34 protein-coding genes and 1 tRNA gene are annotated in these 26509 nt (G+C 62.4%); 8 read left to right on the forward strand and 27 right to left on the reverse strand.

Translation table 11 applies throughout. The features are described 5' to 3' along the window. Positions 1–242, forward strand: a 242-nt coding sequence (locus tag AB1411_15835) for a hypothetical protein (protein MEW6545066.1), incomplete at its 5' end; no start/stop codon positions are given. A gap of 106 nt (positions 243–348) precedes the next feature. Here AB1411_15835 and AB1411_15840 read toward each other — a convergent pair. After that, the gene (locus AB1411_15840) at positions 349–594 is read right to left on the reverse strand and encodes a hypothetical protein (GenBank protein MEW6545067.1); all 246 of its coding nucleotides are present in this window, start codon (positions 592–594) and stop codon (positions 349–351) included. A gap of 120 nt (positions 595–714) precedes the next feature. On the opposite strand from AB1411_15840, the gene AB1411_15845 reads away from it, so the two are divergent. The 4 genes from AB1411_15845 (at position 715) to AB1411_15860 (ending at position 2573) form a co-directional block, all read left to right on the forward strand. Further along, positions 715–791, forward strand: a tRNA-Thr gene (locus AB1411_15845). 392 nt (positions 792–1183) lie between these two features. Further along, positions 1184–1795: a hypothetical protein gene (locus AB1411_15850; protein MEW6545068.1), complete on the forward strand. Its 612-nt coding sequence runs from the start codon at positions 1184–1186 to the stop codon at positions 1793–1795. Positions 1796–1862: 67 nt separating this feature from the next. Continuing rightward, complete coding sequence (locus AB1411_15855; protein ID MEW6545069.1) at positions 1863–2291, forward strand: hypothetical protein; 429 nt, start codon at positions 1863–1865, stop codon at positions 2289–2291. Between the two features lie 75 nt (positions 2292–2366). After that, positions 2367–2573, forward strand: coding sequence for a hypothetical protein (locus tag AB1411_15860; GenBank protein ID MEW6545070.1), 207 nt, complete (start codon positions 2367–2369; stop codon positions 2571–2573). 74 nt (positions 2574–2647) lie between these two features. Here AB1411_15860 and AB1411_15865 read toward each other — a convergent pair whose 3' ends face one another. Both AB1411_15865 and AB1411_15870 read right to left on the reverse strand, forming a co-directional pair. Continuing rightward, positions 2648–3463 (reverse strand): hypothetical protein, encoded by an 816-nt coding sequence (locus AB1411_15865; GenBank protein MEW6545071.1) that lies wholly within the window; start codon positions 3461–3463, stop codon positions 2648–2650. Positions 3464–3473: 10 nt separating this feature from the next. Beyond that, a complete protein-coding gene (locus AB1411_15870) occupies positions 3474–4262 on the reverse strand; it encodes an SDR family oxidoreductase (protein MEW6545072.1) in 789 nt (262 codons plus the stop codon). A gap of 499 nt (positions 4263–4761) precedes the next feature. Here AB1411_15870 and clpB point away from each other — a divergent pair, with 499 nt between their 5' ends. Both clpB and AB1411_15880 read left to right on the forward strand, forming a co-directional pair. Continuing rightward, positions 4762–7365 carry an ATP-dependent chaperone ClpB gene (gene clpB, locus AB1411_15875; GenBank protein MEW6545073.1) on the forward strand — a complete coding sequence of 868 codons (2604 nt, stop codon included), beginning with the start codon at positions 4762–4764 and terminating at the stop codon, positions 7363–7365. A 153-nt stretch (positions 7366–7518) separates the two neighbouring features. Then, positions 7519–7935 carry an Hsp20/alpha crystallin family protein gene (locus tag AB1411_15880; protein ID MEW6545074.1) on the forward strand — a complete coding sequence of 139 codons (417 nt, stop codon included), beginning with the start codon at positions 7519–7521 and terminating at the stop codon, positions 7933–7935. A 48-nt stretch (positions 7936–7983) separates the two neighbouring features. Here the strand turns inward: AB1411_15880 and AB1411_15885 are convergent, their stop codons facing one another. The 5 genes from AB1411_15885 to AB1411_15905 are packed head-to-tail and all read right to left on the reverse strand — an operon-like array spanning position 7984 to position 11725. After that, the gene (locus AB1411_15885; GenBank protein ID MEW6545075.1) at positions 7984–8409 is read right to left on the reverse strand and encodes a hypothetical protein; all 426 of its coding nucleotides are present in this window, start codon (positions 8407–8409) and stop codon (positions 7984–7986) included. Positions 8410–8440: 31 nt separating this feature from the next. Further along, a complete protein-coding gene (locus tag AB1411_15890) occupies positions 8441–8668 on the reverse strand; it encodes a hypothetical protein (protein ID MEW6545076.1) in 228 nt (75 codons plus the stop codon). Further along, positions 8665–9546 carry a YifB family Mg chelatase-like AAA ATPase gene (locus AB1411_15895; protein ID MEW6545077.1) on the reverse strand — a complete coding sequence of 294 codons (882 nt, stop codon included), beginning with the start codon at positions 9544–9546 and terminating at the stop codon, positions 8665–8667. Before AB1411_15895 ends, AB1411_15890 begins: the two co-directional genes overlap by 4 nt. After that, the gene (locus AB1411_15900) at positions 9543–11150 is read right to left on the reverse strand and encodes a recombinase family protein (GenBank protein ID MEW6545078.1); all 1608 of its coding nucleotides are present in this window, start codon (positions 11148–11150) and stop codon (positions 9543–9545) included. The genes AB1411_15895 and AB1411_15900 overlap by 4 nt, the downstream gene beginning before the upstream one ends. Before the next feature lie 44 nt (positions 11151–11194). After that, a complete protein-coding gene (locus AB1411_15905; GenBank protein MEW6545079.1) occupies positions 11195–11725 on the reverse strand; it encodes a hypothetical protein in 531 nt (176 codons plus the stop codon). Between the two features lie 749 nt (positions 11726–12474). Here AB1411_15905 and AB1411_15910 point away from each other — a divergent pair. Continuing rightward, positions 12475–12648 carry a hypothetical protein gene (locus tag AB1411_15910; GenBank protein MEW6545080.1) on the forward strand — a complete coding sequence of 58 codons (174 nt, stop codon included), beginning with the start codon at positions 12475–12477 and terminating at the stop codon, positions 12646–12648. Between the two features lie 226 nt (positions 12649–12874). On the opposite strand, the gene AB1411_15915 is transcribed toward AB1411_15910, so the two are convergent. The 19 genes from AB1411_15915 to AB1411_16005 all read right to left on the reverse strand — a co-directional run bounded on the left by AB1411_15915 (position 12875) and on the right by AB1411_16005 (position 26479). After that, positions 12875–13267 carry a hypothetical protein gene (locus AB1411_15915; protein MEW6545081.1) on the reverse strand — a complete coding sequence of 131 codons (393 nt, stop codon included), beginning with the start codon at positions 13265–13267 and terminating at the stop codon, positions 12875–12877. 65 nt (positions 13268–13332) lie between these two features. Continuing rightward, on the reverse strand, positions 13333–13533 hold the full coding sequence (locus AB1411_15920; protein ID MEW6545082.1) for a hypothetical protein: 201 nt from the start codon (positions 13531–13533) through the stop codon (positions 13333–13335). A 145-nt stretch (positions 13534–13678) separates the two neighbouring features. Then, entirely contained in the window at positions 13679–14854 is a 1176-nt protein-coding gene (locus AB1411_15925) for a hypothetical protein (protein MEW6545083.1), read from the reverse strand. Positions 14855–14865: 11 nt separating this feature from the next. Beyond that, the gene (locus AB1411_15930) at positions 14866–15798 is read right to left on the reverse strand and encodes a hypothetical protein (protein MEW6545084.1); all 933 of its coding nucleotides are present in this window, start codon (positions 15796–15798) and stop codon (positions 14866–14868) included. 58 nt (positions 15799–15856) lie between these two features. Beyond that, positions 15857–16276 carry a hypothetical protein gene (locus AB1411_15935; protein ID MEW6545085.1) on the reverse strand — a complete coding sequence of 140 codons (420 nt, stop codon included), beginning with the start codon at positions 16274–16276 and terminating at the stop codon, positions 15857–15859. A 51-nt stretch (positions 16277–16327) separates the two neighbouring features. Further along, positions 16328–16564 carry a hypothetical protein gene (locus AB1411_15940; protein MEW6545086.1) on the reverse strand — a complete coding sequence of 79 codons (237 nt, stop codon included), beginning with the start codon at positions 16562–16564 and terminating at the stop codon, positions 16328–16330. Between the two features lie 872 nt (positions 16565–17436). Further along, positions 17437–17604, reverse strand: a complete 168-nt coding sequence (locus AB1411_15945) for a hypothetical protein (GenBank protein ID MEW6545087.1) — start codon at positions 17602–17604, stop codon at positions 17437–17439. A gap of 374 nt (positions 17605–17978) precedes the next feature. Continuing rightward, a complete protein-coding gene (locus AB1411_15950; GenBank protein MEW6545088.1) occupies positions 17979–18245 on the reverse strand; it encodes a hypothetical protein in 267 nt (88 codons plus the stop codon). Positions 18246–18264: 19 nt separating this feature from the next. Next, entirely contained in the window at positions 18265–18711 is a 447-nt protein-coding gene (locus tag AB1411_15955; protein MEW6545089.1) for an ADP-ribose-binding protein, read from the reverse strand. Between the two features lie 17 nt (positions 18712–18728). Further along, entirely contained in the window at positions 18729–18944 is a 216-nt protein-coding gene (locus AB1411_15960) for a hypothetical protein (protein ID MEW6545090.1), read from the reverse strand. Between the two features lie 581 nt (positions 18945–19525). Continuing rightward, positions 19526–20191, reverse strand: coding sequence for a JAB domain-containing protein (locus AB1411_15965; protein MEW6545091.1), 666 nt, complete (start codon positions 20189–20191; stop codon positions 19526–19528). A 230-nt stretch (positions 20192–20421) separates the two neighbouring features. Then, entirely contained in the window at positions 20422–20679 is a 258-nt protein-coding gene (locus tag AB1411_15970) for a hypothetical protein (GenBank protein MEW6545092.1), read from the reverse strand. Then, a complete protein-coding gene (locus AB1411_15975; protein ID MEW6545093.1) occupies positions 20676–21095 on the reverse strand; it encodes a hypothetical protein in 420 nt (139 codons plus the stop codon). Before AB1411_15975 ends, AB1411_15970 begins: the two co-directional genes overlap by 4 nt. A gap of 97 nt (positions 21096–21192) precedes the next feature. Continuing rightward, complete coding sequence (locus tag AB1411_15980; protein MEW6545094.1) at positions 21193–24537, reverse strand: ribonucleotide reductase N-terminal alpha domain-containing protein; 3345 nt, start codon at positions 24535–24537, stop codon at positions 21193–21195. 557 nt (positions 24538–25094) lie between these two features. Beyond that, positions 25095–25553: a hypothetical protein gene (locus AB1411_15985; protein MEW6545095.1), complete on the reverse strand. Its 459-nt coding sequence runs from the start codon at positions 25551–25553 to the stop codon at positions 25095–25097. A gap of 11 nt (positions 25554–25564) precedes the next feature. Then, positions 25565–25861 (reverse strand): hypothetical protein, encoded by a 297-nt coding sequence (locus tag AB1411_15990; GenBank protein MEW6545096.1) that lies wholly within the window; start codon positions 25859–25861, stop codon positions 25565–25567. Positions 25862–25943: 82 nt separating this feature from the next. Then, positions 25944–26111, reverse strand: a complete 168-nt coding sequence (locus tag AB1411_15995; GenBank protein ID MEW6545097.1) for a hypothetical protein — start codon at positions 26109–26111, stop codon at positions 25944–25946. A 32-nt stretch (positions 26112–26143) separates the two neighbouring features. Then, on the reverse strand, positions 26144–26272 hold the full coding sequence (locus AB1411_16000) for a hypothetical protein (protein MEW6545098.1): 129 nt from the start codon (positions 26270–26272) through the stop codon (positions 26144–26146). Positions 26273–26332: 60 nt separating this feature from the next. Further along, a complete protein-coding gene (locus AB1411_16005; GenBank protein ID MEW6545099.1) occupies positions 26333–26479 on the reverse strand; it encodes a hypothetical protein in 147 nt (48 codons plus the stop codon). Positions 26480–26509 lie beyond the last annotated feature (30 nt).

Consider the following 26509-nt stretch of genomic DNA (forward strand, 5'->3'; position numbering starts at 1 on the left):
TGCTGATTCCGTATGTCCGCTGGGGGTATTACAAGGGCGGCTTCAAGAACAACGCGGCGGCGGCGGCCGACAACAGCATTTTGTATGTGGGCATGGTGTGGGAGCCGGACACGCACCTGCGGCTGGTCACAGAATGGATCACCGAGAACCGGCTGACCCAGGTGGGCATGCAGTTCGGGCAGCCCCAGCAAGAAGTCAACGGGAACATGCTCCGGTTCCAGATCCAGTGGTTCTGGAACTGAGACAACCTTCGTTCTCCCTTCTCCGGTTTTGGCCCGGGCTCCCGCGGAGAGCCTCGCTGGAAAGGGCACGCGCATCACCTCCGTGAGTGCAAAGGTGGTCAGAGCCCTATTCGGTGTTCTTAATCACCCAGCCCTTCTTCCGCATGCACCGCTCCGTCGCTTCGAGCAGGAGGTACCGGCTCCCCTGCTGGAGCTTGGGGTCGCGCAACGCGTCGCCCTCGCACCTGTTGTAGTCCTGGGTGAATTCCTCCTGCGGCTTGTTCGGATGGACCCAGGACGGGCCCGAGCAGGCCGCGAGGTGCAGGGCACAGCCGATACAGATCGTGAGAACAGCGGATCGCCATGTCGTCATGAGCCGTCTCCTCCTGAGGTAAACTCCGAAAGGCCGGTTGGAGGATAATCCCGTTCACCCATCGCGTCAAGCGGTCCGACCCTTGCCAGGGCAAAGCCCATCGTGTACCCTCACCCCTGGGCTGGCGTAGCTCAACTCGGCAGAGCAGCGGTTTTGTAAACCGCCGGTTGGAGGTTCAAGTCCTCTCGCCAGCTCCACGCCTCGCTAGCGGGGCGGGAGCCTCAATGCTTGTGGCGATCCGCTAAACGCCACCAGCGGTTGCTTTTCTGTTCCCGAGCTTGCTCGGCGGGAGCGCCGAAGCGCGATCCGCTCGTTTCAGTTTTAGTAAAGGTTCACCGTCTCTGCTGCCATGAGGAATGGGGGAAGCATGCCATCCATGAGACTGTCTTTTATACCAATGGCAGGACTTCTATTCTGGGTACTAGCCCATTCCACCGCTCTTGGAGAGGAGGCTCTGCTCCGGTGGGGACAGTCTACCTCCAGAGGCCTCTACGCGGGCGCCTTCGGTGGCCTTGGGAATTCCAGTAACGGAGGTCTCGCGCAGCGCGGAACGGCCTTTTCCGGCGGTGGGCCCATCTCCGTTAACGCCGTGGGCAATGCTGACACCAAGACGGCGGCGATCGGTGGACTGCACGTTGGTTACGAATGGCCTGGGTGGTGGTACGGCAGGGAGGAATCGAGATGGGGACTGCTACCCGCTGCCGAGTTGGAAGGCTACTATCTCGGGAGCACCCAGAGCGGGCAACTGACCAGTTCGGACTCAATTCCCAATCGCCGCTTTCAGGTCTCCTTTCCCATGCACATGGGGGTCTTCTTGACCAACGCACTCGTGTCTCTCCACACTCCCTACAAGGTTCACCCCTACATCGGTGGCGGCGTGGGAACGGCGTTCGTGTCCGTCTCGGGAGCCGAGTCCTTTCAGGTGAATCCGGCTGAGCCGGGCATCAACCACTTCAATTCGAAACCGGACGCCTCCAGTTGGAGCTTTGCCGCACAGGCGAAGACCGGCTTCCGCACCGAGATTGACGAGCGTTGGTCGGTCTTCGCCGAATACCGGTTTCTCTATCTTGCCCCAACCAGTTACACCTTTGGCGCCACGGAGTATTCCACCCACGTTCCGACCACTCAATGGAACGTCCACTTCGGAGGCATGTTCTACAACATCGCTGTGGCCGGCCTTGGGTATAGTTTCTCTCAATAGGCTGGAGAAGGTCAGAAAGACAGTGAGAAAAAAGAGACAGTTGCGACACTGCCCGATATCTCCGACCATGCCCAGCCGGCTGCTTATCCTGTTCCTCCTGGCGCCGCTCGTGAGCGCCGCCTGCTCCCCATCCTTGGCCTATCGCGAAGGGCATGGGTTCTACTCCGAGCAGCTCACGCAAGCTCAAGTCGAGCAGGCCATCCAAGCGGGCACCGTGACGAAGGCCGGGCGGATCACCATCGAGTCGTCCGATTGCGGGCTCTACTCGGAGCGAGCCGCCGACGAGGCCCTCATCGTGGTCCCGTTGAAGGAGAAGCTTCGGGAGATGGGCGCCAACGCCGCCACGCACGTCTCGGCGACCGAGAGGCCGGTTTTCATCCTGCTCAGCTTCATCACTCTGCCCATGGGGTGCGCCGACTGGACCATCCGCGGCGAGGCGTGGCTGGTGGATGGCCAAGGCATCCCATCAGGTCCGGCTTCTCGTTCCGGACCTTGACGGCCGGAGCTTGATGCCTATCTCCAGCCTTGAGACCGAAGAATTGTTTCCGCTCGCTTCTTGGAGCCGCCGCTGATGGCTACACGAGACCGGGAATGGCCGGCTTACACCCAGTGGTACTGCTGTCCCGTTTGCCGGCGCCTCTGGACCTCTCAAGGAACCGACGTCGTGGCGTTGGACCAGTGCCACGCACTGGGTCCCGCCTACCCTACCGATGGGGTCCCGGCCAAGCTTTGCACGGTCTGCGAAGGGGAGCGGACCATGCCGGTCGCCGAGATCTGACCGAAATCCGTCAATCGTCACGCGTATCTCGTCTCTCGTCTTGCGCTTCACGAGAGACGCTTCACGTTGCCTTCCTACCCCTCGCCTTCTGTCCGCTGCCGGAAGAGCCGCTGCCGCCGGGACGAGCCGTGAAGGGCCGCGAACAGGTGGCCGCGGAAGATCAGCATGGCCACGGCCACGGGAGGCGTGAGGAGCACCACGAGCCCGGAGCTGGCCAGGTCCGGCAGCCCCAGGTAGCTCAGCCAGGCGGTCAGCAGCGTGAACGGCAGGATCAGAATCTGGAAGAAATCGAGCCCCGCGCCGCGACCGAGGCGGCCGGAGATCCCGAAGAAGAACGAGAGGCCGAACGGAGCCACCACCACCGCCAGGGGCAGGAACCACTCGATCCAGTTGTCGAGCACGAACTCGTAGCTCTCCCGGATCACGTCCAGCGGGGAGTCGTGGCGTACCTGATAGATGACCTCGGGAGCCGGGTTCAGCAGGATGAACAGGAGCAGGAAGATGGCGGCGGCCAGGAACGGGCCGTTCGGATTGGCCGCCAGGCCCTTTTCCAGCAGCATCATCGGCACCCACAGGACGAAGCCCAGCCCGATCACGTCCCAGAAGTGCTGGCCCAGGCTTTCCCAGATGTCGTGGAATCCGAGGCGGCGAGGGCTGCCGACGGCCTGCTCGATCAGCCCAAGCGTGGCTCCGATCAACAGGGCGTTGACGGCCCCCAGGATGAACCCGCCGATCAACCCGAGCGGCGCCACGATGGACGTGGCCAGGACCATCGCGGCGCCGAAGAGCACGACCGCGATGACGAGGACCCAGCTCCGGAGAAACGACTGAACGGTGGCGCGCAGGGCGTTCTGGTACAGACGCAGGGTGGCGCGGAGAATTTCGGTCATGGGCCGGCGATCACCTCGACTTCCTCATCCAGCTCGCGGCTCCCCGTGCGAGCAGTCTCCTGGGCACCCAGCGTCCCAACCGGTCCACCAGGGCACCGCTCCAGTTGGTCGTCACGACCGCCGGCCCACGGTCGAGGGCTGCCAGCGAAACGGCGACCACCTCCATCGAGGTCTGGGCCTTGAACGGGTTCCGCGGCTTGAACTGGGCCGTCTCGTGGAAGTCAGTGATCGTGGAACCGGGGCAGCAGGCCTGCACGCGCACGTTCGAGGCCCGCACTTCCTCCGCCAAAGCCTGTGAGAACGTGATCAGGAAGGCTTTCGTGGCGGCGTACTCCGCGATGTACGCGAGCGGCATGAACCCGGCCGTCGAGGCGACGTTGATGATCCCGCCGGACCGGCGCTCGATCATCCCCGGCAGAAAGAGGCGGATGCTCTCGACGACCGTGTTGACGTGGAGGCGCAGCATCTCCTGAATGCGGGGCATGGGTTGTTCGGCGAAGGGGCCGAAGAGGCCGAAGCCGGCGTTGTTGATCAGCAGGTCGGTCGCCGGCCGGCGCTCGCGCGCGGCGGTGAAGAGCCGGTTGGCCGCCTCCGGGAGGGCCAGATCCAGCACCGCCACGTCCGCGGCGACGGGGAAGCGGCCGGCGAGTTCCGAGGCCAGCCGCTCCAGACGGTCCCGGGCCCGAGCCACGAGGAGCAGATCGTACCCCCTGGCGGCCAGGGCCCTGGCATAGTCGGCCCCGATCCCGCGGGAGGCGCCGGTGATCACGGCGAAGGGATTCGTTGTGGAGTGGGACATCGTCGAGGACTCAATCGGACAATAGTCCGGTTGCCCCTCTTCGGTCAAGGTCCCTTCACGACCGGCCGGCCCGGCGTCTCCGCAAGCTTGACCCTCCCTCTCCCCTCCTCTATAAGGTCGTTTTAGGTGAGGGCCGTGCGCCATGATCGATCGGGCCTACGCGGGTCATGCCGGAGAAGCAGGACAGGCCTGGCTCCCGCACGAGGTGATGGCAGGGCTCATCCTCCTCGCGGGCTTGGTCCTCTTTCTACTCATCGGCCTGGCGGTGTCGTTCTGGCGCATCAGACAACTGGACCGGCGGCTGCGGACCGTTGAGCGGTGTGTCGCATCAGATGCCGATCGAGCGTCTTCAGCCGGGCGCCAGGAGCCGTGAGGATCTCACCTGCTCGGAGCGTTTCTCCGTTCGAGGTCTCGATAAGTCGGGCCCATCGGTTGACTTGCGGCTCAGGGTGATTAGCTCTGTTAGCGACGCGGCCTCCGTCGCACGGGAGAACGACCCATGGACATGAACCACATGACCGTCAAGCTCCAGGAGGCGCTCCAGACCGCCTCGGCGCAAGCGATGCGCCGGAGCCACCAGGGAATTGATGTCGAGCACCTGCTCCTGGCCCTGCTGGAGCAGGGGGAAGGCTTGACCGTTCCCCTCCTGGAGCAAGCGGGCGTCTCTGTCTCTTCGGTCCGGAGCGCCGTCGAGCAGGCCCTGGCCAGGCTGCCCCAGGTGCAAGGGGGCGGGGCCACTCCCGGGCAAGTGCACATCACCAACCGTCTGGCTCAGGTCCTCACCAGAGCCGAGCAAGAGATGCAGGCCCTGAAGGACGAGTACCTGAGCGTCGAGCACGTGCTTCTCGCGATGGTGGAAGAAGGGGGCGTCTTCCAGCGTCTGGGGTTGACGAGGGACCGGGTGCTGGCTTCGCTCCAGCAGGTGCGGGGCCACCAGCGGGTGACCAGCCAGGATCCGGAAGGGACCTACCAGGCGCTGGAGAAATACGGACGCGACCTCACCAGGCTGGCCGGCCAGGGCAAGCTGGACCCGGTGGTCGGGCGGGACGAGGAGATCCGGCGGGTCATCCAGATCCTGTCACGGCGGACCAAGAACAATCCGGTGCTCATCGGCGAGCCGGGCGTCGGCAAGACCGCGATCGTGGAAGGCTTGGCCCAGCGGATCCTCAAGGGCGACGTGCCGGAGGGGCTCAAACACAAACGCCTCATCGTGCTCGACATGGGCGCGCTGATCGCCGGGGCCAAGTTCCGCGGCGAGTTCGAGGAGCGGTTGAAGGCCGTGCTCAAGGAGATCCAGGCCTCCCAGGGACAGGTCCTCCTGTTCGTGGACGAGCTCCACACGGTCGTGGGGGCCGGGGCGGCCGAAGGGGCCATGGACGCGGCCAACCTGCTCAAGCCGATGCTGGCCCGTGGCGAGCTCCACATGATCGGCGCGACTACGCTCGACGAGTACCGCAAGCACATCGAGAAAGACGCGGCGCTGGAGCGACGCTTCCAACCCGTGCTGGTGGACCAGCCCTCGGTCGAAGATACGATTTCGATCCTGCGGGGTCTCAAGGAGCGGTACGAGGTCCATCACGGGGTCCGGATCAAGGATGCGGCGCTCGTGGCCGCGGCGAAACTGTCCCACCGGTACATCGGGGACCGGTTCCTGCCGGACAAGGCGATTGACTTGGTGGACGAAGCGGCGGCGCGCCTGCGGACGGAGATCGACAGTCTGCCCGCCGAGCTGGACGAAGTGTCCCGCAAGGTCATGCAGCTGGAGATCGAGCGGGAGGCCCTCCGCAAGGAGAGCGATCCGGGGAGCCGGGCCAGGTTGGAGACGCTGGAGCAGGAGCTGGCCGAGAAGAACCGCGACCTGAGCGCGCTGAAGACCAGGTGGGAAACGGAGAAGGCCGCGGTCGGGCGCCTCCGCAAGATCCGCCAGCAGATCGAGGACGTGAAACACCAGATCGAGCGGGCGGAACGGGCCTACGATCTCAACCGCGTGGCCGAGCTCCGCTACGGCGAACTGCCCAGGCTCGAACGGGAGCTGACCCTCGAAGCGCAGCACCTGGCGAAAAAGCAGGGAGAGAGCCGCCTGCTCAAGGAGGAAGTGGACGAGGACGACATCGCGCTGGTCGTCAGTCGCTGGACCGGCATCCCGGTCACCCGCCTGATGGAGGGCGAGCTGGACAAGCTCCTGAAGCTGGAGGAGTTGCTGCACCGGCGGGTCGTCGGGCAGGACGAAGCGGTCCGGGCCGTAGCCGACGCGGTCCTGCGGGCCCGCTCCGGCATCAAGGACCCGAACCGGCCGATCGGCTCGTTCTTGTTTTTGGGCCCGACGGGCGTGGGCAAGACCGAGCTGGCCCGCGCCCTGGCGGCGAGCCTGTTCGACGACGAGGCGAACCTGGTCCGGATCGACATGTCCGAGTACATGGAGAAGCACACGGTCGCACGGCTGATCGGCGCCCCGCCCGGCTACGTCGGGTACGAGGAAGGCGGCCAACTCACCGAGGCGGTCCGGCGCCGGCCCTTCTCGGTCATCCTCTTCGACGAGATCGAAAAGGCCCACTATGACGTGTTCAACATCCTCCTCCAGGTCCTGGACGACGGCCGGTTGACCGATTCGCACGGCCGCACCGTGGATTTCAAGAACACGGTGCTGATCATGACTTCGAATCTGGGCAGCCAGGAGATCCTCGAGGCCCAGCAGCGGCGCGCCTCCTATGAAGAGGTCCGGGACCTGGTCATGGCCGAGCTGCGGCGGCATTTCCGCCCCGAGTTTCTGAACCGGGTTGACGAGACCGTGGTCTTCCACCCGTTGACCGACGAGCAATTGACCAGGATCGTGGACATCCAACTGGGCCGGCTGCGGGACCGGCTGGCGGAGCGGCGGATCCTGCTGGCCCTGACTCCGGCGGCGGTGACCGACCTGGCCCGCCGCGGGTACGATCCGGTTTTCGGCGCCCGCCCGCTCAAGCGGCTGCTCCAGCAAGACGTCGAGACCCCGATTGCACGGCTGCTGGTCAGGGGCGAGCTTCGGGACGGAGACACGGCGACAGTGGACATGAAGGACGGCCGCATGCTCGTCGTCCCCACCGTCGAGACGAAACAGGACTGAGCGCCCGGGGGCTTGACCGGCGGCCCGGCGGTGTTATCTCCAATTTCCGTCGGCGCCGACGGACGTTGAGCGAGCGTTGACGGGACAACGGCAAGCGGGAACGGATGGCTTGCCGATCGAGCCGAGGGATGTGAAAGTGGAAAGGAGGAGGCCATGCAGCTCGCGACCTATACGCCGTTTGATCTTCAGATCGACAGGTTCTTGAACGATGCGTTGAGCACCGTCGTCCGGCCGATCCGGACCTGGGCCCCGGCCTGCAACGTCTACGAGGATGCGGACGGGTTCCACGTGGAGGCTGCCCTGCCGGGCATGTCGGCGAAGGATATCGAGATCGTGGCGGAAGACGGGGTGCTGACGATCAAGGGCGAGCGGAAAGAGGAGGCGGTTGAGCCCGAGCGGACCTACCTGGTTCGCGAGCTGGGCCGGGGCTCGTTTTCCCGTTCGTTCGCGATCCCGACCCACGTGGATCACAACAAGGCGTCGGCGACCTACAGGGACGGGGTGTTGTTCGTTCAGCTCCCCAAGCTGGAGGAAGCCAAGCCGCGCCGGATCGTCATCGAAACGAAGTGACTCACCTGAGGGATGCTTGAGCCGCCGGCTCGTGCCGGCGGCTCTTTGTTATCCGATCGCGGCCGATTTCCCTTCCAGGTCCGTCTGCCCGCCGCTCATTTTTTTCTTCTCGACGCGCCACTCGGTCGGCGAAATCTGCAGGATATGGCCCCGCACCGTCCGGAACTCCCCTTCCCGGAGCGTCACGCGCCCGTCCTCCTTCAACTCGGCCCGCAGGACGACCTTGCCGGTCTCCAGGTTTTTGAGCGTGAGGCTGGTCCGGGTCCTGGTCAGCTCGTGCGCCCGGCGCTCGTTGAACTGCAAGGCGCTGTCCACGACCTTGGCGATGACCCGTCCGGCCTCGTCATAGGTGATGAAGTTGATCAGAAGGGGGCCTCCCGGCTTGGGGAGGGTCAGGGTGATCTGGGGCACCCCTTCGACCTCCACCGTGCCGTCCGTGTTGCGGTACAGGTGCGATCCAATCTCGATGTCCATCTCTTCTCCCTCGTCCCTTACGCCTCGCCTCTTACGGTTTCTTGATCCGATCCAGGATGAGCGCGATGCAGCCGCCCAACAATCCGCCCCCGACGATCGCCGTGAGCAGCTCGACGAGCTTGACCTCCCAGAGCGATCCCTGGGCCTGCATGATCTCCCGGATGCCGCCCTCCAGCATGATCACCGACAGGGCCATGGTGGCGCCCACCATGAACCACCAGGAGAAAATCCTGACCGAGGGAGGAAGCCCGTTCTTCACGGGAGGTCTCCGCGGCGGTCCAGGCTCCGGTACTGGATCGCCTCCGCCAAGTGCGCGGGCTCGATACGATCGGAGCCGGCCAGGTCGGCGATCGTCCGCGCGACTCGCAGGATGCGCCCGTAGGCGCGGGCCGACAGGCCCAGCCGGCTCATGGCCTGCTCCAGCAGGTCACGCCCGGTTCCGTCAATCGCGCAGTGGGTCTTCAGGTGGCGCGGCTTGAGTTGGGCGTTGCAGAAGAGCCCGTCCTTCCGATAACGGGCCGCCTGCCGTGCCCGGACGGACCTCACCCGCTCGCGAATCGCGGCGGACGGTTCCCGGCGGTCCGCTCGCCCCAGTTCCCGGACCGGCACCGGCGGGACTTCGACGTGGATGTCCAGCCGGTCCAGAAGCGGGCCGGAAAGCCGTGACCGGTACTTTCTGATCTCGTGGGGCGTGCAGCGGCATTCCCGGGTCGTGTCCCCGTAATAGCCGCAGGGGCAGGGATTCATGGCCGCCACCAGCATGACCCTGGCCGGGTAGCGGAGCGACCCACTCGCCCGCGTCAACACCATGGTCCCGTCTTCAAGGGGTTGGCGAAGCCCGTCGAGCACGTGGCGCTTGAATTCCAGGACCTCGTCTAGAAACAGCACGCCGTTGTGGGCCAGGGACACCTCACCGGGGCGCGGAACGGTCCCGCCGCCGATGAGGCCCGCGTCCGAGATGCTGTGGTGCGGGGCGCGGAACGGGCGGGCCGTGACGAGCGGTCGTCCGTTGGGCAGGATTCCCCCCACGCTGTGCACCCTGGTGGTCTCGATCGCTTCCTCCATCTCCATCGGCGGGAGGATGCCGGGCAACCGGCGGGCCAGCATGGTCTTGCCCGATCCCGGAGGGCCGATCATGAGCACGATTGAGACTCAATTCCATATCCCCTTGCTTTCATCCTCAATAAATCAATAATTCCAATCAGTTCGATACTATGATCCTGATGATACCATATCCCAATCTGCGGCGATTTATCCCTGGGGTCTGGGTTCAAAAACAGCAATTTCAGAAGAGTACGCTTATCAGGGAATGTAAGAGTCTCGCAGGCGCGTTTCTGAAGCGAGGCCATCCACACTGTATTGATTGACTTCACTCGCGCAAGCCGGCGCTGATCGGACCAAGCAACAGTCAGCTGCTCTTCTAAGGTCTTCATCTCCGTTTTCAACTTCAATAACTGCGGATGAACTTCTTCATCGATTGCCCCAATCATATAGAGGTTGATTAACCGTGCTTTTTCTTTTCTCCGCATTTCAAGAAGCCGTTCGATGCGACGGGGGTCACGAACGCCATCCCCTTGTGCGGCGTCAGTTCCATGGTTCGCCCGCTGTATCGCCTGATGAAGCACGTCAGGCTGAGAGAGCAACGACGTCACTGCTTTCCAGACGGCTTCCTCGACCCAGTCAGCACGGCAAGCCGGGACCGGACAGGGAGCCAATCTAGAGATCTTCCGTCGTCTATTCCAGCAAACGTAGTAGCGCTGTTCGTTCGCGTAGCATTCACCTGTCATCCGACACCCACAAGAAGCACACCAGAGAATCCCTCCTAACAAATACTCTCGCTTGGTATTGCGGCTCGACAGCGTTTTCCGGCTGTTCAAGGCCAGCTGAGCCGCCTCAAATGTCTCTTTCGTGACGATCGCTGGAACTTCCACGGTCACCTGCTCGGACAATGGCCGCGGCGCTAAACGGCCGATCGCTCCTCGTCGCCCAATGCCAGGATCCTCTCGTTTCCATTTCCATCGAACAAAGGCGCCGGCGTATTTAGAGTCATGCAAGATTCGAACAACGGAAGATTTTGACCACGGCGTCCGTTGCCCCAATGGGGTCAAATACCCTGCGGCGGTGAGTGCATGAGGAATGATCTCGCAACTCTCCCCATTCAGACACCGCTGAAAAATCTCCCGAACGACCGCCGCTTCCTCCTCACGGATCTCAAACCGTCCCTCGACAATCTGATAGCCATACGGTCGTCTTCCGCCAATGAACCGACCTTGCCGGACCTTCTCGAGTTTCCCACGCATGGCCCGGCGCAAAAATTTCCTCTTTTCCAGTGCGCTAAGACGGCTAAAGATATCCGAGATAAACTCGTGGTCTTCGTTAGCAAAATCATAGACTTGCGAAGGCGTGATGACATAGATGCAGTGGCGTCGGCAGATGTCCTTGATGATTTCCCAATCGATAGATTTCCGGGCACGGGTCATTCGGTCCAGATCAATCACAAAGATGGCGTCGAAGAGGTCTCGCTCGGCATCATCGAGCAACCGCAGCATGCCTGGCCGCTCGTTGATCGTCTCGCCAGAGACCCCATCATCAACATACGGCTCATCTACTAACTCATAGCCATGCTGTCGCACGATCCCGGGCATGACCGATAATTGAGAGGCGATCGTGTGCCGTTCCCGTTGTTGTTCTGTGCTCACACGGGCGTAGATAACGGCACGTTTAGGCTTGGCGGCATCCATGACGGAAGTATTGTTCACAGATCACCGCCTGCCGTCAAGCAAGTTTATCGCAGTTGAGGGTACCGCTGCCGACGCGCTCGGCCAAACCGCTCGGCAAAGAGCCGGTAGAGGACCGCTTGCCGAAGGAGGGGTTGATCCGGCTGAAGGCCCAGGCTGTGAAAGTCCTGCAAGGCCGCCTGCTCGAATGCCTGCCGTTCCGAGACCGGAAGATGCCGGTACATCGCCAAGAGATCCCGCCGATCCTCCTCCGTGAGGCTCACCAGCACCGTTTCGATCGAAGGGACGACTTGGCCGCGGTGTGGGGGGGCGGCCCGACGGAGCTCCACCTGATAGGTCGAGGCCTTTCCCGGGGCGCCCGGATCGAGCACCGTGACTAGTTCTTTGGATTGCAGGAGACGAAAGGCCCGGACCAACGTGCTGTTGGGCATCCCGGTGAGGCGCCGGAGTTGGGCCATCCCGATCGTGACCTGATTGACACCCCGGCCGACGGTCTCGCGGACCAACTGGAGATACAGGCGCTGGGCCGGGAGCGATAGGTCAGTGAGTCCCCCGTCCAGCAACCTATGCAGGGCCACGCAATAGGCAAAGGGTGAACCGAACGCAGCCTCCGCACCCTGATCATCGATCTGGCTGTGATCCTCAGATGCCTCTGATTCCATAATCAATTCAGCATACTCACAACAGTCCAACTCTTTCTGACAAAACAGAATTCTGCGCCTTCCATGACTCCATGTATCTCGGTTGCGATTCTCTCGATAGTTATTACGACCGTCCATTGCCATACAGCCGCCCTATGCGGCAATGAAGCGCTGGGCCTGGCCTTCCCCGTAATTCCCCGGCTTGACCTCCGCCGTCGTTTCGCGTATCCGATGTCTATGCTCCCAATCGTCCGGCCCCAAGCTTCCCCGGCTCTTGCCGAACCACTCGTCCAGGCCGTCAAGGACATGCTCCACCATGCGGATCTCGAGACCACGATGATCTACGCCCATTCGGTCGATCGGGTCACGAACGGCGCGGAGCGCGCGATCACGCAGATCGAAGGCGGTGGTCGTCCGACTCGCGCACAAGGGCGTCTCACCCGGGAGGTCCTGTCATGCGGCTCGCCACAGGCCGATCGCGTCGTCTCGCTCCGATTCTCCTGCTCCTCGCGATGCTCAGCCTCCTGCCTTCAGTGGCCGCTGCGCAAACGGCCGCGACGGCACCACTGCTTCGCTTCCTGTCCGGGTGTCCTCCCACTCTGCCGATCACTCCGGCTCTGTTCTCAGGGTTGCCGTGTGGGCTCCCGTTCTTGTGGTTTCCGCCAGGATGGCCACCTGGCCAGGAAATGCCAAATGAGCAGGCGTTCTGGGATGAAGTGTTCCCGCTGCCAGCCATCCCTGAGGATCCCGACGAGGAGGTGGTGCCGATGTGTGTGGATGTGGACCAGGTGATGTGGTGGAGGAGCGAGGCGCCGTTCAGCCTGATGTGCCGCGGCGAGCCATCGATTTCATCCCAGTAGAGCGTTCACACGACTCTGCGGATCAGCACCTCTCATCCCACGGCTGAAGCCATGGGCTTTCTGGCGTGAATGCTGTAAGAGAACGTTTTCTTTCAGTGCAACACGCGGAGGTCTAGTCAGGAAATGTGGATCTTGACAAAACCTCCATCCGACTTGTCCGGGCGATCGACTACCGCCCTGTGGAGTTGTAGGACTCTTATCCGAAAGAGGTCCCCGATTTCCTCCTTCAGCTTCGCCAAGCCGCCGGCATCCTTCCCGACAACCGGACGAAGCTGCTCTTGTGGGTCTCCAATCCTTCTGGAAGCGCGGTGTAGAGCACCACCGGCACAAAGCCGGATCTCTTGATGCTCTCCAAAATCTGGACGCCGGTCTGTTCACCACCCGGCCGGGCGGTCCCGCGGTAGACGTCGAGGATGACCAAGTCAGCCTTGTGCTCCCTGATGACGTTCAGGGCCGCGGGCAGATCCGCAATGCCCGAAATGTTCAACTTTCCGGAGGCGAATTCCTCCCCATCGAGGTATTCCACTACCTGGCGCCTGATGTTCTCGTCGTACTCGACCACGAGGACGTTCCAGGCGTCCGCACCCGCCGCGCCTTCTTCAGGTATCCCTTTTTCCAAGTCGCTTTCTACTGGCTGCTTCCCATGGCTCAAGCCAGGAGCTGGCGCTCGCTCCTGTGGTCATCTCACTCGCCCAGGCAGGCTCGAATAAAGTCCTGCTTCATCAATGCCCGGCCCCGTTCGACGTCCGTCTTCGTCGCCTGGTTGTCTTGAATGGAGGCAGGCGGCGCATAGGACTCCCGCCATTGCCGCTCGCAGTCCAGGTAGGCGCAGCCGCTGCCCACAATGCACGCGGTCATGAGGAAGATGCTGCCGATCGCTTTCACGGATTCCCCCCCTTGGAACGCTGGTCAAGGTGACCATAGGCTGTATTTCGGTATTACGGCCAGTCTTTCAAGTACAGCGTGCTCCTGGCAAAAAAAGGCCCCGGAGCGGATCGCTCCAGGGCCTTTTCATCGGTATGGGACGCCGTTACTTCTTGATGGGCATGATGATACAGATCGTGCGATCCTCGTGGCCCGTCAGCACGACCGGGGCCGGCTGATTGACGACTTGCGACCATTCGACCTGTTCGGCGCGCAGGATCTCCAACGCCTCGAGCAGGAAATGGGGGTTGAGGCAGACGGTATGCGGCTCGCCGTCGTACTCGGCCTGCATGGTTTCTTCGGCCTGGCCGATGTCGCTCTGCGTGCTGACCGTGAGCGCCCCCTTGGTCAACTGGCAGTCCATGGACGGATAACTGGGGGAAGCCAGGAGCGCGATCCGCTGGACGGCGGCGATCGCCTCCTCCCGACCCACCCTCAGGGAATTGGTGTGCGGCTGAGCCGCCGGATTGGCCGGCACGACGGCCTTCCAGTTGGGGTATGGCCCCGGCTGATAGTCCGTTCGGAGATGCCAGGACCCCACCGTGAGATCCATCCCGTCCTGCCGGAAGGTCATCGTGGCCCAGGCCGCCGCGTCCCCTTCCGTGCGATCCTTGGAAGCCGCCGCCAGCATGCCGATGAGGGCCCGGACGGCAATGGCCGGGATGATCGCGGTCCTGGGCGGCAGCGTCCAGGTTCCGAGCGGATCGACCGGCTCCCAGACGGTCACCAGACGGCACCCATCGGTCCCGACCAGGCGGAGCCGATCCCGCTCCACTTCCACGAGCACTCCCTGCATCATGGGGCGCGTTCTGTCGTGCTGGTTGACGCACGAGCTGGCTTGCTCGAGCAGGGTCCCGAGGCGAATGGCCGACAGGATCACCTGGTTCTGAGGGGGTCCCTCCGCCACCGGGGCTTTGGCCGTCACGGAAGTGCTGGCGGTATACAGCGTCGTCTTGAACGACCCGACTTGCATGGTGACGACGTTGTCCTTCTGCGTCATCGCCAGATCGCCGGACAGCATTCGGACGGTCTCCCGCAGCTTCCTGGCCGGCATCATGAGAACGGTGCGAGCAGCCGTTTCGCACGGGAGCGTGACACGGATCTCGGTCGCCTGATTGGCGGCCCGCAGCCGCAGGGAGCCGGGTTCGATCGCCAGTTCCACGACCTCGTCATTCTGGTAATGATCCGCGGTCACCGGCGCGAGCCGATCGAGCGCCTCGGCCAATTGTCGGGCCGGAATGGTCCACGTGGCCGTGACGGGCAGGGTTGCGCTTTTTGTCATCTGTTCCTCCATTAAAAGGTGGCGGAAGCGCTGAAATAGTACAGCTGGCTTTGGCGAGCCGCCCCGTTGAATTGGACTTCACTGGACGTGCCGTTGGAGAAGAAGGTCCTGGCGGTGCCGCGGCCGGTCTCCATCCACTGCCAGCGCCAGCCGAGACTCATCCAGGCGCGATCTTTCAGAAACGACCATGCCAGGGCCGCATCCGTCCCGACTCCCCAGCCGGTGGCCGTATGGGTGAAACTCGGATCTTGCCGGAGATCCGATCGGCGGTTCCAGGTCCCTTGGCCGTCGTATCGGAGCCACGGCCACCAGGCCACTTCCCCCGTGAGCGCAAACGCGCTCCGGCCGAGCGGGAGATACTCTTTCAGTCCGAGCTCGGGCCCGTACCAGCGGGCCCGGTAGGTGCTGTTCAGCCGATCGATGGCGCTGAGAGTCGGGACGTCTTGGACCCCGTCCACGATGCGATAGGTTTGCTGGCTGAAGATGCCGCCGATCCGGAGCCAGCTCTGGCTCCAGGACTGATTCAGCCACCGATACTCTACGCCGCCGCGAGCCGCCCAGAGCATGTTGCCGTCGATCTGGCTCATGCTCCTGATTAACAACCCTTGTCTGTTGTTTCCAGCGAAGTCCTCGTCCCGCACGCTGCCGGATTGCAGGACTCCGCCGTCGAGTTCCAGGTCGAGTCTCCAGTCCTGGTGGCGCCAGGCGCTTTTGACGAATCCGACTACGGTCTCGGTTCGCTGAAACGTGAGTTCTGAGAGGATATTCGGCCGTCCTCCCGGGCCGGCGATACTCCACGCCAACCGTTCGGATCCGATCCCGGTCCCGAGCGTGACGTCGATCTCCGCGAACGCCGGCCCGGGGAGACACAGCAGGCACCCCCACCATCCCAGGATTTCACACGCCAATAGCAGAGTGTTGCACATGCGCATCTTCTTGTTCATCGCTTCTCCGAATGTCGTGATCGGTGCATTCGCCATCAAGGTGGAACCGGCGGGTGAGTCAGCACCGGAGATCCACCAACCGTTGATCGAGATCCGCCGCGTGGCGAACCATGGTGTGCTTGAGACTCGCGATCGCGCGGTTCATTTCCTCCGGAACCTCCATGAACCGGCCGATCTCTTCCAGAAACGTCCAGAAGGCCCCGAGCTGACTGCGGTTGCATACCATCGTCAGGTAGTGGGCGGTCTGGAGCAGCCGTTGCGTCTCCAGTTGTCTGTAGACGCCGGGCGTGAGCGGGAACCCGATTTCCATCCGCCAGTCTTGGCAGATACCTTCATGTAGGTGTTGGACGGGAACGCGGACACTGAAGCTGATGTGCCGACGATCCTGATCCAGCGGCAACGTCGTCAGCGTCACGACAATGTCAAAACAGTCATTGAGCTGATTCAACGTCGCCTTGGAGTGGATCGTCCAAAGCATGGGACTCATCTCGAACGTGCAATCCTCCTTTGAGGTGAAGAGGGGTGACGCTTACGCCGCCAACGCATAACGGGCCGGTCCGGTTCGGAGGCAGTGGCGTTGCGCGATCTGCCGAACTTTCTCTTTCCAGTGCGCTGTGGAAGTCGGCCGACGCGGCCCGATCTCCGCGTAGAGCGCCTGCAGATCCGCCTCGCCGCCCAGCCGCCGAAGGGCGGCTTCGAAGGCCTGTCGCCAGACCGATCCCGACGCCATCGAGCGGGTGAGGATCTGTCGGTAGGAATCCGGCATGCCCAGAATTTCTGTGAGCTGATCGTAGAGGGCAAAGCCCACGAGGGTCCGCTGCCATCAAGGCGGGAGAGCCTCTGTCATCAAACAAGTCGCCAACGATTACCTCCTTTGTAATGCAACATGGAAAGAATGGGCGCGTAACTGCTGATATTTGCAGTGGAAATGGCGCGTGTACGGGAGAGCGAAAGACGAGACGCAGCACAATTCGGCACTGGCAGAGCCAGGCCTACCGCAGAGACACTTCTCCTTGTGTATTACAGCCGAGAACTTGATTGTGAGGGTCCAAAAGGCAAAAAGCCTCGGACCCTGCTCGGGTCCGAGGCTTGCTTTCAAGAGGTTTAGAGTGAATCTGCCTCTTCATTGGCGAGCAGCCGTAGGAATATCGGGCAGCCCCTCTCCCGCGAGTCTCCTGTTCACGAGCTTCGCGAGAAATCTGGTAGTCGAGTGGCATGATCGCTACCGTTTAGTGAGGGCCGGGTGTCCGACGATCAAGACTAGGTCTTGGGTCACGACGGCGGCCAAGAGCTCGCTCAGCTGTAGACTGATCCGAAATCGTTCGCGCGGGTCCATACTGGCTCGGAACGAGGACGCGAGGTGCCGGATTCTCCACCGCAGCCATGTTCGCTTTAGGCCAAGCATCGGCTTTGTACTCCCTTCTTTTGGAGGATTGCCTTGGCTCACTCTGTTTACCGAAGCAGGACCCCCGAAGCGATTCGGGCCGCTGGCGGGGTCTAAACGCCGTAGGAATCGCCGGCCTTCAGGCCGGGGAGGATGTCAAGTCCTGAGGCGGCGATCGATCGGTCGGCGATATTCAGCACAAAAAAGAGGCGGAGCGGGGCTCCCTTTGCGGGGAATCCCGTCCGCCTCGTCTGTTATTGGGGCTGGGTAAGCCCCTCGATCACCTCGAGCAACCAGGCCACATCCTCGGCGTAATGCTGGCTCAGCGCCTTTACCGCCGGCTGATCACCCGGCCGCTCGACCACCGAACGCGCCTCTTTGACACGATCGCGCAGGACCCGCTTTTTCTCTTCCAGCAACATGGCTCGCTCCCCTTGAGACGTGCGCTGGTCAGTCTCCGTTCAGGCTGGTGCTCACAGCAAGGAACAGAGGGCCAGCATCACGATTGCCATGAGTACGCCAAGCCCGATCATCCGATTCCGAACCATCCGGCGAAGCGCAAGATACTCTCCGCGGGTCATGTCCGGAAAGTCCGGATGATGGAGCTTGCTGAGCGCGTATCGTACCGATAACTGTTCAGTTGAGACCGCGAGGCTCTTATTCCGCATGTGGCCACCTCATACTGCTGCCAAGCGCGATCCTCAGGCGCCAGACGGAACACGGGCGACCACCTCCCGTTGCCGCATGATCGGGACCTGAGTGTGAGATCTGTAGGCAATGGCGTCGGTCATGGAGATCAGTCTTGGCTGGCGGTATCCACCAGATCCACCTGTTTGCACAGGGCATCGAGGGACCGCGCCAGCTGCGCGGTGTTGATGCCGCCACCTGGCAGGCCCTTCCAGTCTTTCGCAGTTTGGCGCGCCACGCTGAGCAACGTCAGCAGTTCCGGCGCCGGTTCCACGTCCACCCAGTGGGTCGGGTTGTCCGATCTGTCGCAGTCCGCTCGCCGACAGGTCGGCTCCTTCCGTTCGTCGAGCCGCACCAGTCTCCGTTTCTGTCGCATGTTCATTTGCTCCTCCGTCTCAGATTTCCTGACGATGCACGACGAGGACCCGGTCATCCCACATTTCCTGCAGGATTGGTCGCACCTCCACCTCCCAATGCAACAATCCCGCTCCACAGCCTGGGCGTGGGACTGCCACCGTGCTCCACCCGTTCGCGTCGATCAGGTCGCGCAGGGCAGACGCGGAGCGCTGGATCAGGGCGAGATCAGCGGTCCGGTCTCGCCAATCGTGCTTCGTCGGAAACGTCACCAGTCGGTAGTCTGGCCACCAGTAGAGGCGATTGCCCTCTGTCCGGAGCCGCAGCCCCAGGCGGACCGGTAAGGCTGGAAACCGTGCTGCCGCCTCCTTGGCGCAGCCTTTCCCCATGACGGCCACGCCGGCGCGGGTGACTGCGCCGTTGGTCGTGACCGCGACGATGATCCCCTGGGCGTGGCAATCCCAGAGATTCACGGTGGCTTCACGCATCGTCCTTGGCTTCCGTTTCACCGAGGAGCACTGGACGCCGTGGACTGCGCCTGCCTCATCTCTTCCCAGTCTAGGTCCACGTGATAGACCGCACCGCTCTCTTTGTCATGCACCGTAAAGACGTTGGCCGAGCTGTCCGGACGGCGCATCGCTTCCCAGGCCTGCTGCGCGGCCTCCCGGGGCGATTGGGCGTCGTCGATGTCCATTTCCCACTCAACGAAGTAATCAGGCATACGCTGGCCTCCTTTGTGCTGGTGGTGTACGTGAGGTTCTAATGGCTACAGGGTCGGGACCACCATCGCGAGCAACTGGCGATACTCTTCCCTGTTGAATCAGCCGCGGATTCGGCCCTGAAACAGAAACTCCTTCTCCTCGGCAAGGGGGATGTCAACACCTACGTTGTCGTTTCTGCGATTGTTTTTCCGATTGGACGGGTCGGTCTCTCAATGGAGGTTGCTTGCCCCTGCTTAAAGACAAACTCCTAACTGAGCGGGATTTCAGGCGAAAAGATGGGTCTTGCGAAAAAAACAAGGCAGCAGCACGGTCAATTCGGAAATGCCCGAAGGCACACCTACGGCAGAGACACAACTTCTATTGAGATATTACGGCCGGCCGGGCCGGTTTTTAGGTTGGAGGCAGAAAAAAAGCCCCGGATCCATGGAGGACCCGGGGCTTTTGACGCGAGATGTCCTTCACGACGATTCCACGAGGCATGGGCCGCAGGAGAGGGCTCTCCCTGCCACGACCACGCGAAGCTTCATAAACCGCCTGGCATGCCCAAGCCGGCGTTGGTAGGCAAGACGGCGGAGCGAGATCACGCGGGCGCGTTTTCCGGCTCCCATGCTTTCAGTTCCTCCCGAATCGGGCCGTACTGACGCCAGAACCAGGTTATGGCCTCCTTGGCTTCCCTGCCGGCGATCGGCTGATCCTGGTCCAGCTTCTCTTCGAATCGGGCAAAGTGGCGTTCGACCAGGAGATGCAGTTCTTCGAGGGCTTCGTACTGAAGAATCGCCTGGTCGCCACCGCTTGGCAGCTCCGGCAGTTGGCCGTGGTCCGCCATACTCCAATACCCTCGTTCCACGAACACGATGTGATCCATGATCTGGACCCCGAGGAGTTGGCCGCACGCGACCATCCGCGCGGTCAGGGCCAGGTCCTCCTTGCTCGGCGTCGGATCACCGCTTGGATGATTGTGGGCCAGGATGATCCCAGCGGGATTCATCAGGAGCGCGGCCTTCCAGACTTCCCGGGGATGCACCAAACTTCGAGTCAGGGTGCCGATTGCAACCGTGTGCATCCCGATGATCTCATTTTTGGCGTTGATCGCCACGATCTTCATGTGCTCCCGATCGAGACCCGAGAAGTGTCCGGCCATCAGCCGATGAAAGTCCTCCGAAGTCTTCACACGTTCGGCGATCGTGGTGTCATCCACGGAAGGATCTCGGACCAGCCTAAGCTGGTACTGAGGGATCTGGTACATGCGTCAGGCATCCTCCGTTCGGTCGCAGATGTGGAGAAGCTTGGCGAGCGTATCCCGGCAGCGGATCTTACCGTTCGGACTCACGACGCCGGGTGTGTGCGCGCGGGGTGTCTGTTCATGGACCCAGGACAACCCGGCAAATGGCCCTGCCGCGGGTTTCCACCCGTAGCGGGCCAGCTTGCGAACGAGCTGAGCCTCGCCGAGGTCACGCATGACGTATGCGTGCCGCCTCAGCGATCGGCGCCATCGAGGCCTTGCGATTCGAACTGGTAGTTGAGATGCGCCATCTCGTGGAGGGCCTGCCAGTTCACCTTGTGTTGCGCGGCGTAGTGCATCATGTCGGTCAGGAGGTCCTGCAGCTCGTCCTCCCCAAAGACCGGACCGCCCTCGCGAAGCTCGTGTTCTTTGTAGTAGGTCAGCGTGCCCGCCACCCGCTTGGCCCGCTCCTGATTCCGTTCGGTCTTCTGATAGGTACTGGCCCGGGTCATTCCTGGTCCTCCCAGTCCGCGTCCATCCCGGCCCCGTCATAGGGACCGTCCCAGCCGGCTGCCTCGAGGGCCGCGGCGGCGATGGCGGCCTGGCGGGCGGCGCCCCTCTTGCCTTTGAGCTCGACGTGGAAGGTGATGGTCTCGTTGCAGTCGTCCGTACGGGCGATGTGAAATGCCTGCATGGTTACCTCCGATGCGGGTTTCGAATTCGGTCCCGATGGGCCGGTGATACCGTTCTGTATCCGCCCCCAGGTGTCCTTCGGCATGGCCGAAAGCGGCTTCGAATCGAGAAGCCGTGAGGTTTCCTCTCCCATCCGGATGTTGTCCCAATCCACCAGATGCACGGAGGTTCGAGCCGGATCGTCCGCGTAGACGGCCTGAACCATCCCATGCTTCACTTCGATGACAATGTTCATGTTCGATGCTCCTTCGCTCATTCGGGGTTCTCATCGCACATGGCTGCTGTCCCTTTCGAGACAGCAGCCATGTGGCGCGGAATCACGGGGACGATCCCTATTCGCACTTGCTCCAGGTACAGGAGACGCATTTGAGACAGCCCTCCTGGAACACCAGGACGCCCGCGCATTTGGGGCACGCCGTCTTGGCGGAGCTCTCGGTCTGCGTCATCCGGAACGCCCGGAGAATGGCCGCCGGAATCGTGCTGACCGAGCCGAACTTCTTGTTGGCTCCGTCCAACTGCTTGAGCAGCTTCTCCAACGGAACGCCGTGCTTCAGGGCGGTGGAGAAGATCCGCGAGAAGGCCTCGTAAATCTCCTCGTGCTTGGCTTCCTCGGACGTTGTCGTAAAGATTTCGACCGGGTTTCCGTCCAGGTACGAAATGTGGACGTAGATCGGCCCGTCCGGACTCTCGACGCGGATGCGCTTCGCGTCCAAGACCGCCGGGAGCGCGTCCTTGGTCTGCACGGGAGGCGCGGACGACGACGAGGCAGTCACTGAGCCCGGCGATCCGGTAGGATGCCCGTGGCCGTTCCCGTTGGCCTTGGCCGGGTCGGCCGACTTGGCTTGTCCGACGTTGAGCACCTGATCTTTCCGGGAACCATCCCGGTAGACCGTGATGCCCTTGCAGCCCAGTTTCCAGGCCAGCGTGTAGGCCTTGGAGACATCCTCCACCGTGGCCGTGTAAGCCATGTTGATGGTTTTGCTCACCGCCGAGTCCACGTGCTGCTGCACGGTGGCCTGCATACGGACGTGCCATTCCGGCGCGATATCGTGCGCCGTGGCAAAGATCCGTTGCCATTTCTCAGGCACCGCGGCCAGCCCTCGGCAGGATCCGTGGTTGGCCTGGATCTGCTCCAGCAGATCGTTCGACCACCAGCCTTCCGCCCTGGCGACTCGCTCAAACGGCTCACAGACATAGGGAATTTTCTTCCCGTCCATGACCCGCTTGAACCAGATCAGAGAGTATTCCGGCTCGATACCGGAACTCGTGTGGGCAATCATGCTGGTCGTCCCAGTGGGGGCGATCGTCAGCACGAAGCTGTTCCGAACCTTCGAGCTCGTGGTCTCGTGTAGACTCCCGGTCCAGGCCGGGTAGACCCCCCGGACCATCGCCAGGGCGGTGGAGCATTCCCACGCCCACTGCTTGATCCGTCCCATGATCCGGTCCACCTCGGTCAGGGCGGCTTCCGAGTCGTAGGGGATCTCCTTGGCGATGAGGACCCGGGCGAGTCCCATGACGCCCAACCCGATCTGTCTGGTCTGTCTGGTCCGTTCGTTGATCTCCGGCAAGGGATGACGGTTCGCATCCACCACGTTATCCAGGAATCGCACGCCGAGCTGCACCGTGTCTTTGAGCCGGCTCCAGTCCAAGTCCATCCGGCCGGTTTCGGGATGGCGGACCAGATGCCGCTCCAAGTTCACGTGGCCGAGCGTGCAGGCATCCCAGGGATGCAGCGGTTTTTCGCCGCAATTCGCAATGACCATCCCGTTTGCCACAAAGGTATGGGTGATGGGCTCCGTCAGGCAGTACACGTCTTCGACCCCATCGGGCACTAGGGCTTTGAATCGCACCCAGAACGTCTCCCGATATGGCCCTCCGTCATACTTCCCGAGCAGATCCACGAGCCGCTGTTGCTTCTTAGGAAGGAGGAAGCCCAGCCGCTCTGCGAATCGTTCCACATTGGACTTCGAGATCACCAAATCGTGATACGGCCGCGTCTGATACAGCGTGCGCCCACCGTGCCCGTCTGGCAAAAGACGCATATCGTCAAGCCTACGGTTCTGGTAGATTGCCGAGGCAATCCCCCAGTTCAGCAGGAGCCGCTGAACGTCCTGAAGCAGCGGCAGGCTGATCGAGCATAACCTGACCGAGACGCCCTTGTTGGGCGCACCGATCACTGTCCCGTCAGCCGTGAACAAGGCTTGGAGAAAGCCCTGCTGCATCTCAGCCGAGCCAGCGAGCACCGCCTTTGGAACCGTGAGCTTGTTCTGCTCCGTGAGCCCATGTTCCTCTACGACCTTCCGCAGGCGCGTCGAAGACACCTGATGCGTTGCCAAGGTCGGAACGGAGATCGCTGAGACGGGATCGTGCTTGCGTCTCCCATCTCCATCCGGAACCAACCGCTGCACCGCCTCCGCAAACATAGGCGCAAGCTCCGCCTTGTCGCCGTGGAAATCGAGGCAGGCGTCGGTGCTGGTGAGAAAGCCGTCCCCGACGATCCATCCGAGCACCAAGCCCATGTCTCGGGAACCGTCCGCTCCGAAGGCGCCTCCCTGGGACAAGAGCCGAATCGTGTCGCCCGGGATCAGCTCCTCGGCCGGGACCATACCGCGTTGCGTCTTGATCTTATGGTCCCTCGTGAGCCGGAGCGTGTACCCCTCGACCGTTTCGAGCCGGAAAACCGGCTGCTGGCTCGCCGTCTTGAACATGGGCGTGGCAGGCGAGCAACAGTCCAGCCCTTCCACCACCGCATCGACAGGCTGGCCGCTGGCCACCAAGTCTCCGACACGCTGGAGGCCGTTGGCCGTATACACCAGCGCGTCCGCGGTGATGCACGGATTGGTCGCCTCGATCCGCCCCAGCCGCGGAAGCGGATTGTGGGCGTTCGCGTGATCGATAAAGAACAGCCCAGGCTCGCCGTTTTTCCAGGCGTGCTCCACGAGCACGTTCCAGAGCGCACGAGCCTGGATGCGCTTGACCACCTGGCCGGAGTGCGGATTGACCAGCGGCCAATCCGTGTCGTTCTCGACCGCCCGCATGAAGTCGTCGGTGACCGCCACCGAAATGTTGAAGTTGCGGATCTGGCCGTCCTCCGACTTGCAGCGTACGAACTCCAGGATGTCCGGGTGATCGCACGAGAGGATGCCCATGTTGGCGCCCCTCCTGGTGCCCCCTTGCCGCACCTGCTCCGTGGCTTGGTCGATGATTTTCATGAACGACACCGGCCCGGAGGCCACCCCTCCGGACGACCGGACACGGTCGCCTTTGGGACGGAGACAGCTGAACGAGTACCCGGTGCCTCCTCCAGACTTGTGGATCAGCAGGGCTGCCGTGATGGCCTCCCCGATTCCCCGCATGTCATCCGGGACCGGGATGACGAAGCAGGCGGAATACTGTTGCATGGCCCCTGGCCGCCCCGCATTGCTAAGGGTCGGCGTATTCGGCATGAAGCGGTTCTCCGCCATCATCCGATAGAACTCTTCCGTGACGGCCGCGATCCCCGGCTCACCGACGCCGTAGAGCCGCTCGGACTCGGCGATGCACCGGGCGACCCGGCGAAACAGGTCCTCCGGCGTTTCGATGATGGCCCCCGTCTCCGGATCCTTCGCGAGATAGCGTTCCCGGAGGACATCCAGGGCCTGGGGCGTTAAGGTCGGTTGCGTGTCAGTCGGCTGCATCTCTGGCCTCCTTTCCAGGCTTCATTGCGATATTACGGCGTGTCGTGGACGCGGTCGGCGCCTAACGAGCAACCGAGATGGACGGGGCCGATCGATGAAGCGGACGCACGGCAATCATCGCTGCCAGGAGTACCAGCCAGACGGTGAGAAGTAAGCGTAATCCCACAGCATTGTCCTTTCGTGCAGCATGGGTCATGAGGGGTGGAAGGCCAACGTGGCCTTCAGTTGAGGGCGCAGGGCCGTTTCTCGCCAGTCCGAAGCGCGAAAAACTTCTCGTGGAGTCGTTGCATTATCGCGACGATCTCCTCGTGTCGGATATCGAGGGGGAGGTATCCGAGTGACAGGCTGCGATTCGCCAGCGTGGCGGACCGCTCAGCCAATTGCTCGCGGTTGTCCGTGTCGATCAGCCGAGCGCATGTCTCGCAAGCGGCCCAGGCACCCTCCGAGCCGACCGGCACGCCGTCCAGATAGAAACTCCGGCAGGGGTACGCAAAGACAGGCAGACTGCTGGAACAGAAGTCGCACAACATCACACATGCCTCCGAGTTGAGGGGCAGTCAGGCTGATTGAAGGTCGTGGCTCAGGCGGTCCCTCACCGCGAGGAAGCGTGACGGATGCCCGGCCTGGTAGGCGAGATCCAGGTCATCCAGCCGTTTCAACACGGCCGGAAACCGTGGATCGCTGGAGGGGATGTCCTGGACCATCTCCGCGACCCGAGACCACTCGCGCAGCCAGCTGAACGCCGGTGGCGGGGTCTTGTCGGACACAGCGATGGTGTCGTCGAGGCCGTACTGCTTGACCAGCCAGGCCCGAATCGGACGGTCGTTCTCGCAGAGGGCGATGCTGACGATCCAGCTCGGACGGATCCGCTCCTGGTTCGGGAGGCGGACCCATTTGTCCGTGGCTTGGGCCCGTCGGATCGGGTCAAGGTTCGGCACCGCACACCCGTTCAACCGGTTGTCGTGATTCCGGTACGCGATCTGGTAGGAGATGGTCGGTTTTGGGGGCTCAGCCATACAGGATGATATTACGCCCTTGCGAGGCTCGCCCGGGTCAACCGCAGGAGTGATTTGGCCCGGTTCCGAATGATGACCGGGTCCAGGACCTCCCCGCAATTGACACACTTCTTGGCCGCGCCCCATCCGTCCTCCGCATCAAACACTGCGGAGGCATCCGAAATGTAGTCGCGCAACCCAAGGATATCGACCATGAAACCCTGACAGCGGGGACAGCGCGTGTCCTGCGCACAGGGGTCTTGGCGGGGTTCTTGAATAGATACGTCCTGCGACATGCACGCAGGATCAGGAAACAGCAGCAGTTGCATGGTTCGGCTCCATTAAAAGAAATCCCCCAGGAGCCACCAGTTGGCTGCATCACCTGGGGGATCTCGTATCGCTGGATCGCCGCTAGTGCCGGCGTCGCTCCAGGGAGAGCAAGTTGACCATCTGAGACACGCTGGCCGGCATGAAGCTCCGGCGTCGCACCCACTTGAACCGCCTGAAGATCCGGGCGAGCGGCTTCCGATCCGCCGCCCCCACCGTCATCCGATTGCCCATCCAACACAGGGTCATCATGGCGAACTCCTTCCGGTGTGTGAGCGAGTGTGTTACGGCATGGGGATCGTCTCGATGGTGGCAACCCTCTTCTCCATCAACTTCTGGAAGTCGCTGACCACCAGATTGCCGAGATACATGCCTGTCAGCAGCAGCAGGCCAATCAACATGAAACGTACCATGGGGTCCTCCTTGGATCGTCCGACCGGACGTCCGGTTGTGTGCAGTGATGGCAGTGATGGTTAATAGCCCGTGGCCTCGGTCATCTTGCCCACTTGCGCCGTGATCGTTTCGGCCAGGGTCGGGCTGTTCACGTAGTCGGTGATCACGTAGACGGCCGTTGCCAGCATGACGACGGTGAAGATTATCGCCGTGACGTAGGGTTTCATGGTGTCCTCCAGGATGTGTGTGACAGGATG

It is taken from the genome of Nitrospirota bacterium (genome assembly GCA_040757595.1).
Taxonomy (GTDB): domain Bacteria; phylum Nitrospirota; class Nitrospiria; order Nitrospirales; family Nitrospiraceae; genus JBFLWP01.

What these genes read in the sequence shown, in the direction of transcription:
- AB1411_15840 (MEW6545067.1), bottom strand. Translation starts at nt 594, where the DNA reads ATGACGACATGGCGATCCGCTGTTCTCACGATCTGTATCGGCTGTGCC.
- AB1411_15855 (MEW6545069.1), top strand. Translation starts at nt 1,863, where the DNA reads ATGCCCAGCCGGCTGCTTATCCTGTTCCTCCTGGCGCCGCTCGTGAGC.
- AB1411_15860 (MEW6545070.1), top strand. Translation starts at nt 2,367, where the DNA reads ATGGCTACACGAGACCGGGAATGGCCGGCTTACACCCAGTGGTACTGC.
- AB1411_15865 (MEW6545071.1), bottom strand. Translation starts at nt 3,463, where the DNA reads ATGACCGAAATTCTCCGCGCCACCCTGCGTCTGTACCAGAACGCCCTG.
- AB1411_15870 (MEW6545072.1), bottom strand. Translation starts at nt 4,262, where the DNA reads ATGTCCCACTCCACAACGAATCCCTTCGCCGTGATCACCGGCGCCTCC.
- clpB (MEW6545073.1), top strand. Translation starts at nt 4,762, where the DNA reads ATGGACATGAACCACATGACCGTCAAGCTCCAGGAGGCGCTCCAGACC.
- AB1411_15880 (MEW6545074.1), top strand. Translation starts at nt 7,519, where the DNA reads ATGCAGCTCGCGACCTATACGCCGTTTGATCTTCAGATCGACAGGTTC.
- AB1411_15885 (MEW6545075.1), bottom strand. Translation starts at nt 8,409, where the DNA reads ATGGACATCGAGATTGGATCGCACCTGTACCGCAACACGGACGGCACG.
- AB1411_15895 (MEW6545077.1), bottom strand. Translation starts at nt 9,546, where the DNA reads ATGATCGGCCCTCCGGGATCGGGCAAGACCATGCTGGCCCGCCGGTTG.
- AB1411_15900 (MEW6545078.1), bottom strand. Translation starts at nt 11,150, where the DNA reads ATGGATGCCGCCAAGCCTAAACGTGCCGTTATCTACGCCCGTGTGAGC.
- AB1411_15910 (MEW6545080.1), top strand. Translation starts at nt 12,475, where the DNA reads ATGCCAAATGAGCAGGCGTTCTGGGATGAAGTGTTCCCGCTGCCAGCC.
- AB1411_15925 (MEW6545083.1), bottom strand. Translation starts at nt 14,854, where the DNA reads ATGACAAAAAGCGCAACCCTGCCCGTCACGGCCACGTGGACCATTCCG.
- AB1411_15930 (MEW6545084.1), bottom strand. Translation starts at nt 15,798, where the DNA reads ATGAACAAGAAGATGCGCATGTGCAACACTCTGCTATTGGCGTGTGAA.
- AB1411_15935 (MEW6545085.1), bottom strand. Translation starts at nt 16,276, where the DNA reads ATGCTTTGGACGATCCACTCCAAGGCGACGTTGAATCAGCTCAATGAC.
- AB1411_15940 (MEW6545086.1), bottom strand. Translation starts at nt 16,564, where the DNA reads ATGCCGGATTCCTACCGACAGATCCTCACCCGCTCGATGGCGTCGGGA.
- AB1411_15945 (MEW6545087.1), bottom strand. Translation starts at nt 17,604, where the DNA reads ATGTTGCTGGAAGAGAAAAAGCGGGTCCTGCGCGATCGTGTCAAAGAG.
- AB1411_15950 (MEW6545088.1), bottom strand. Translation starts at nt 18,245, where the DNA reads ATGCGACAGAAACGGAGACTGGTGCGGCTCGACGAACGGAAGGAGCCG.
- AB1411_15955 (MEW6545089.1), bottom strand. Translation starts at nt 18,711, where the DNA reads ATGCGTGAAGCCACCGTGAATCTCTGGGATTGCCACGCCCAGGGGATC.
- AB1411_15960 (MEW6545090.1), bottom strand. Translation starts at nt 18,944, where the DNA reads ATGCCTGATTACTTCGTTGAGTGGGAAATGGACATCGACGACGCCCAA.
- AB1411_15965 (MEW6545091.1), bottom strand. Translation starts at nt 20,191, where the DNA reads ATGTACCAGATCCCTCAGTACCAGCTTAGGCTGGTCCGAGATCCTTCC.
- AB1411_15970 (MEW6545092.1), bottom strand. Translation starts at nt 20,679, where the DNA reads ATGACCCGGGCCAGTACCTATCAGAAGACCGAACGGAATCAGGAGCGG.
- AB1411_15975 (MEW6545093.1), bottom strand. Translation starts at nt 21,095, where the DNA reads ATGAACATTGTCATCGAAGTGAAGCATGGGATGGTTCAGGCCGTCTAC.
- AB1411_15980 (MEW6545094.1), bottom strand. Translation starts at nt 24,537, where the DNA reads ATGCAGCCGACTGACACGCAACCGACCTTAACGCCCCAGGCCCTGGAT.
- AB1411_15985 (MEW6545095.1), bottom strand. Translation starts at nt 25,553, where the DNA reads ATGGCTGAGCCCCCAAAACCGACCATCTCCTACCAGATCGCGTACCGG.
- AB1411_15990 (MEW6545096.1), bottom strand. Translation starts at nt 25,861, where the DNA reads ATGCAACTGCTGCTGTTTCCTGATCCTGCGTGCATGTCGCAGGACGTA.
- AB1411_15995 (MEW6545097.1), bottom strand. Translation starts at nt 26,111, where the DNA reads ATGATGACCCTGTGTTGGATGGGCAATCGGATGACGGTGGGGGCGGCG.
- AB1411_16000 (MEW6545098.1), bottom strand. Translation starts at nt 26,272, where the DNA reads ATGGTACGTTTCATGTTGATTGGCCTGCTGCTGCTGACAGGCATGTAT.
- AB1411_16005 (MEW6545099.1), bottom strand. Translation starts at nt 26,479, where the DNA reads ATGAAACCCTACGTCACGGCGATAATCTTCACCGTCGTCATGCTGGCA.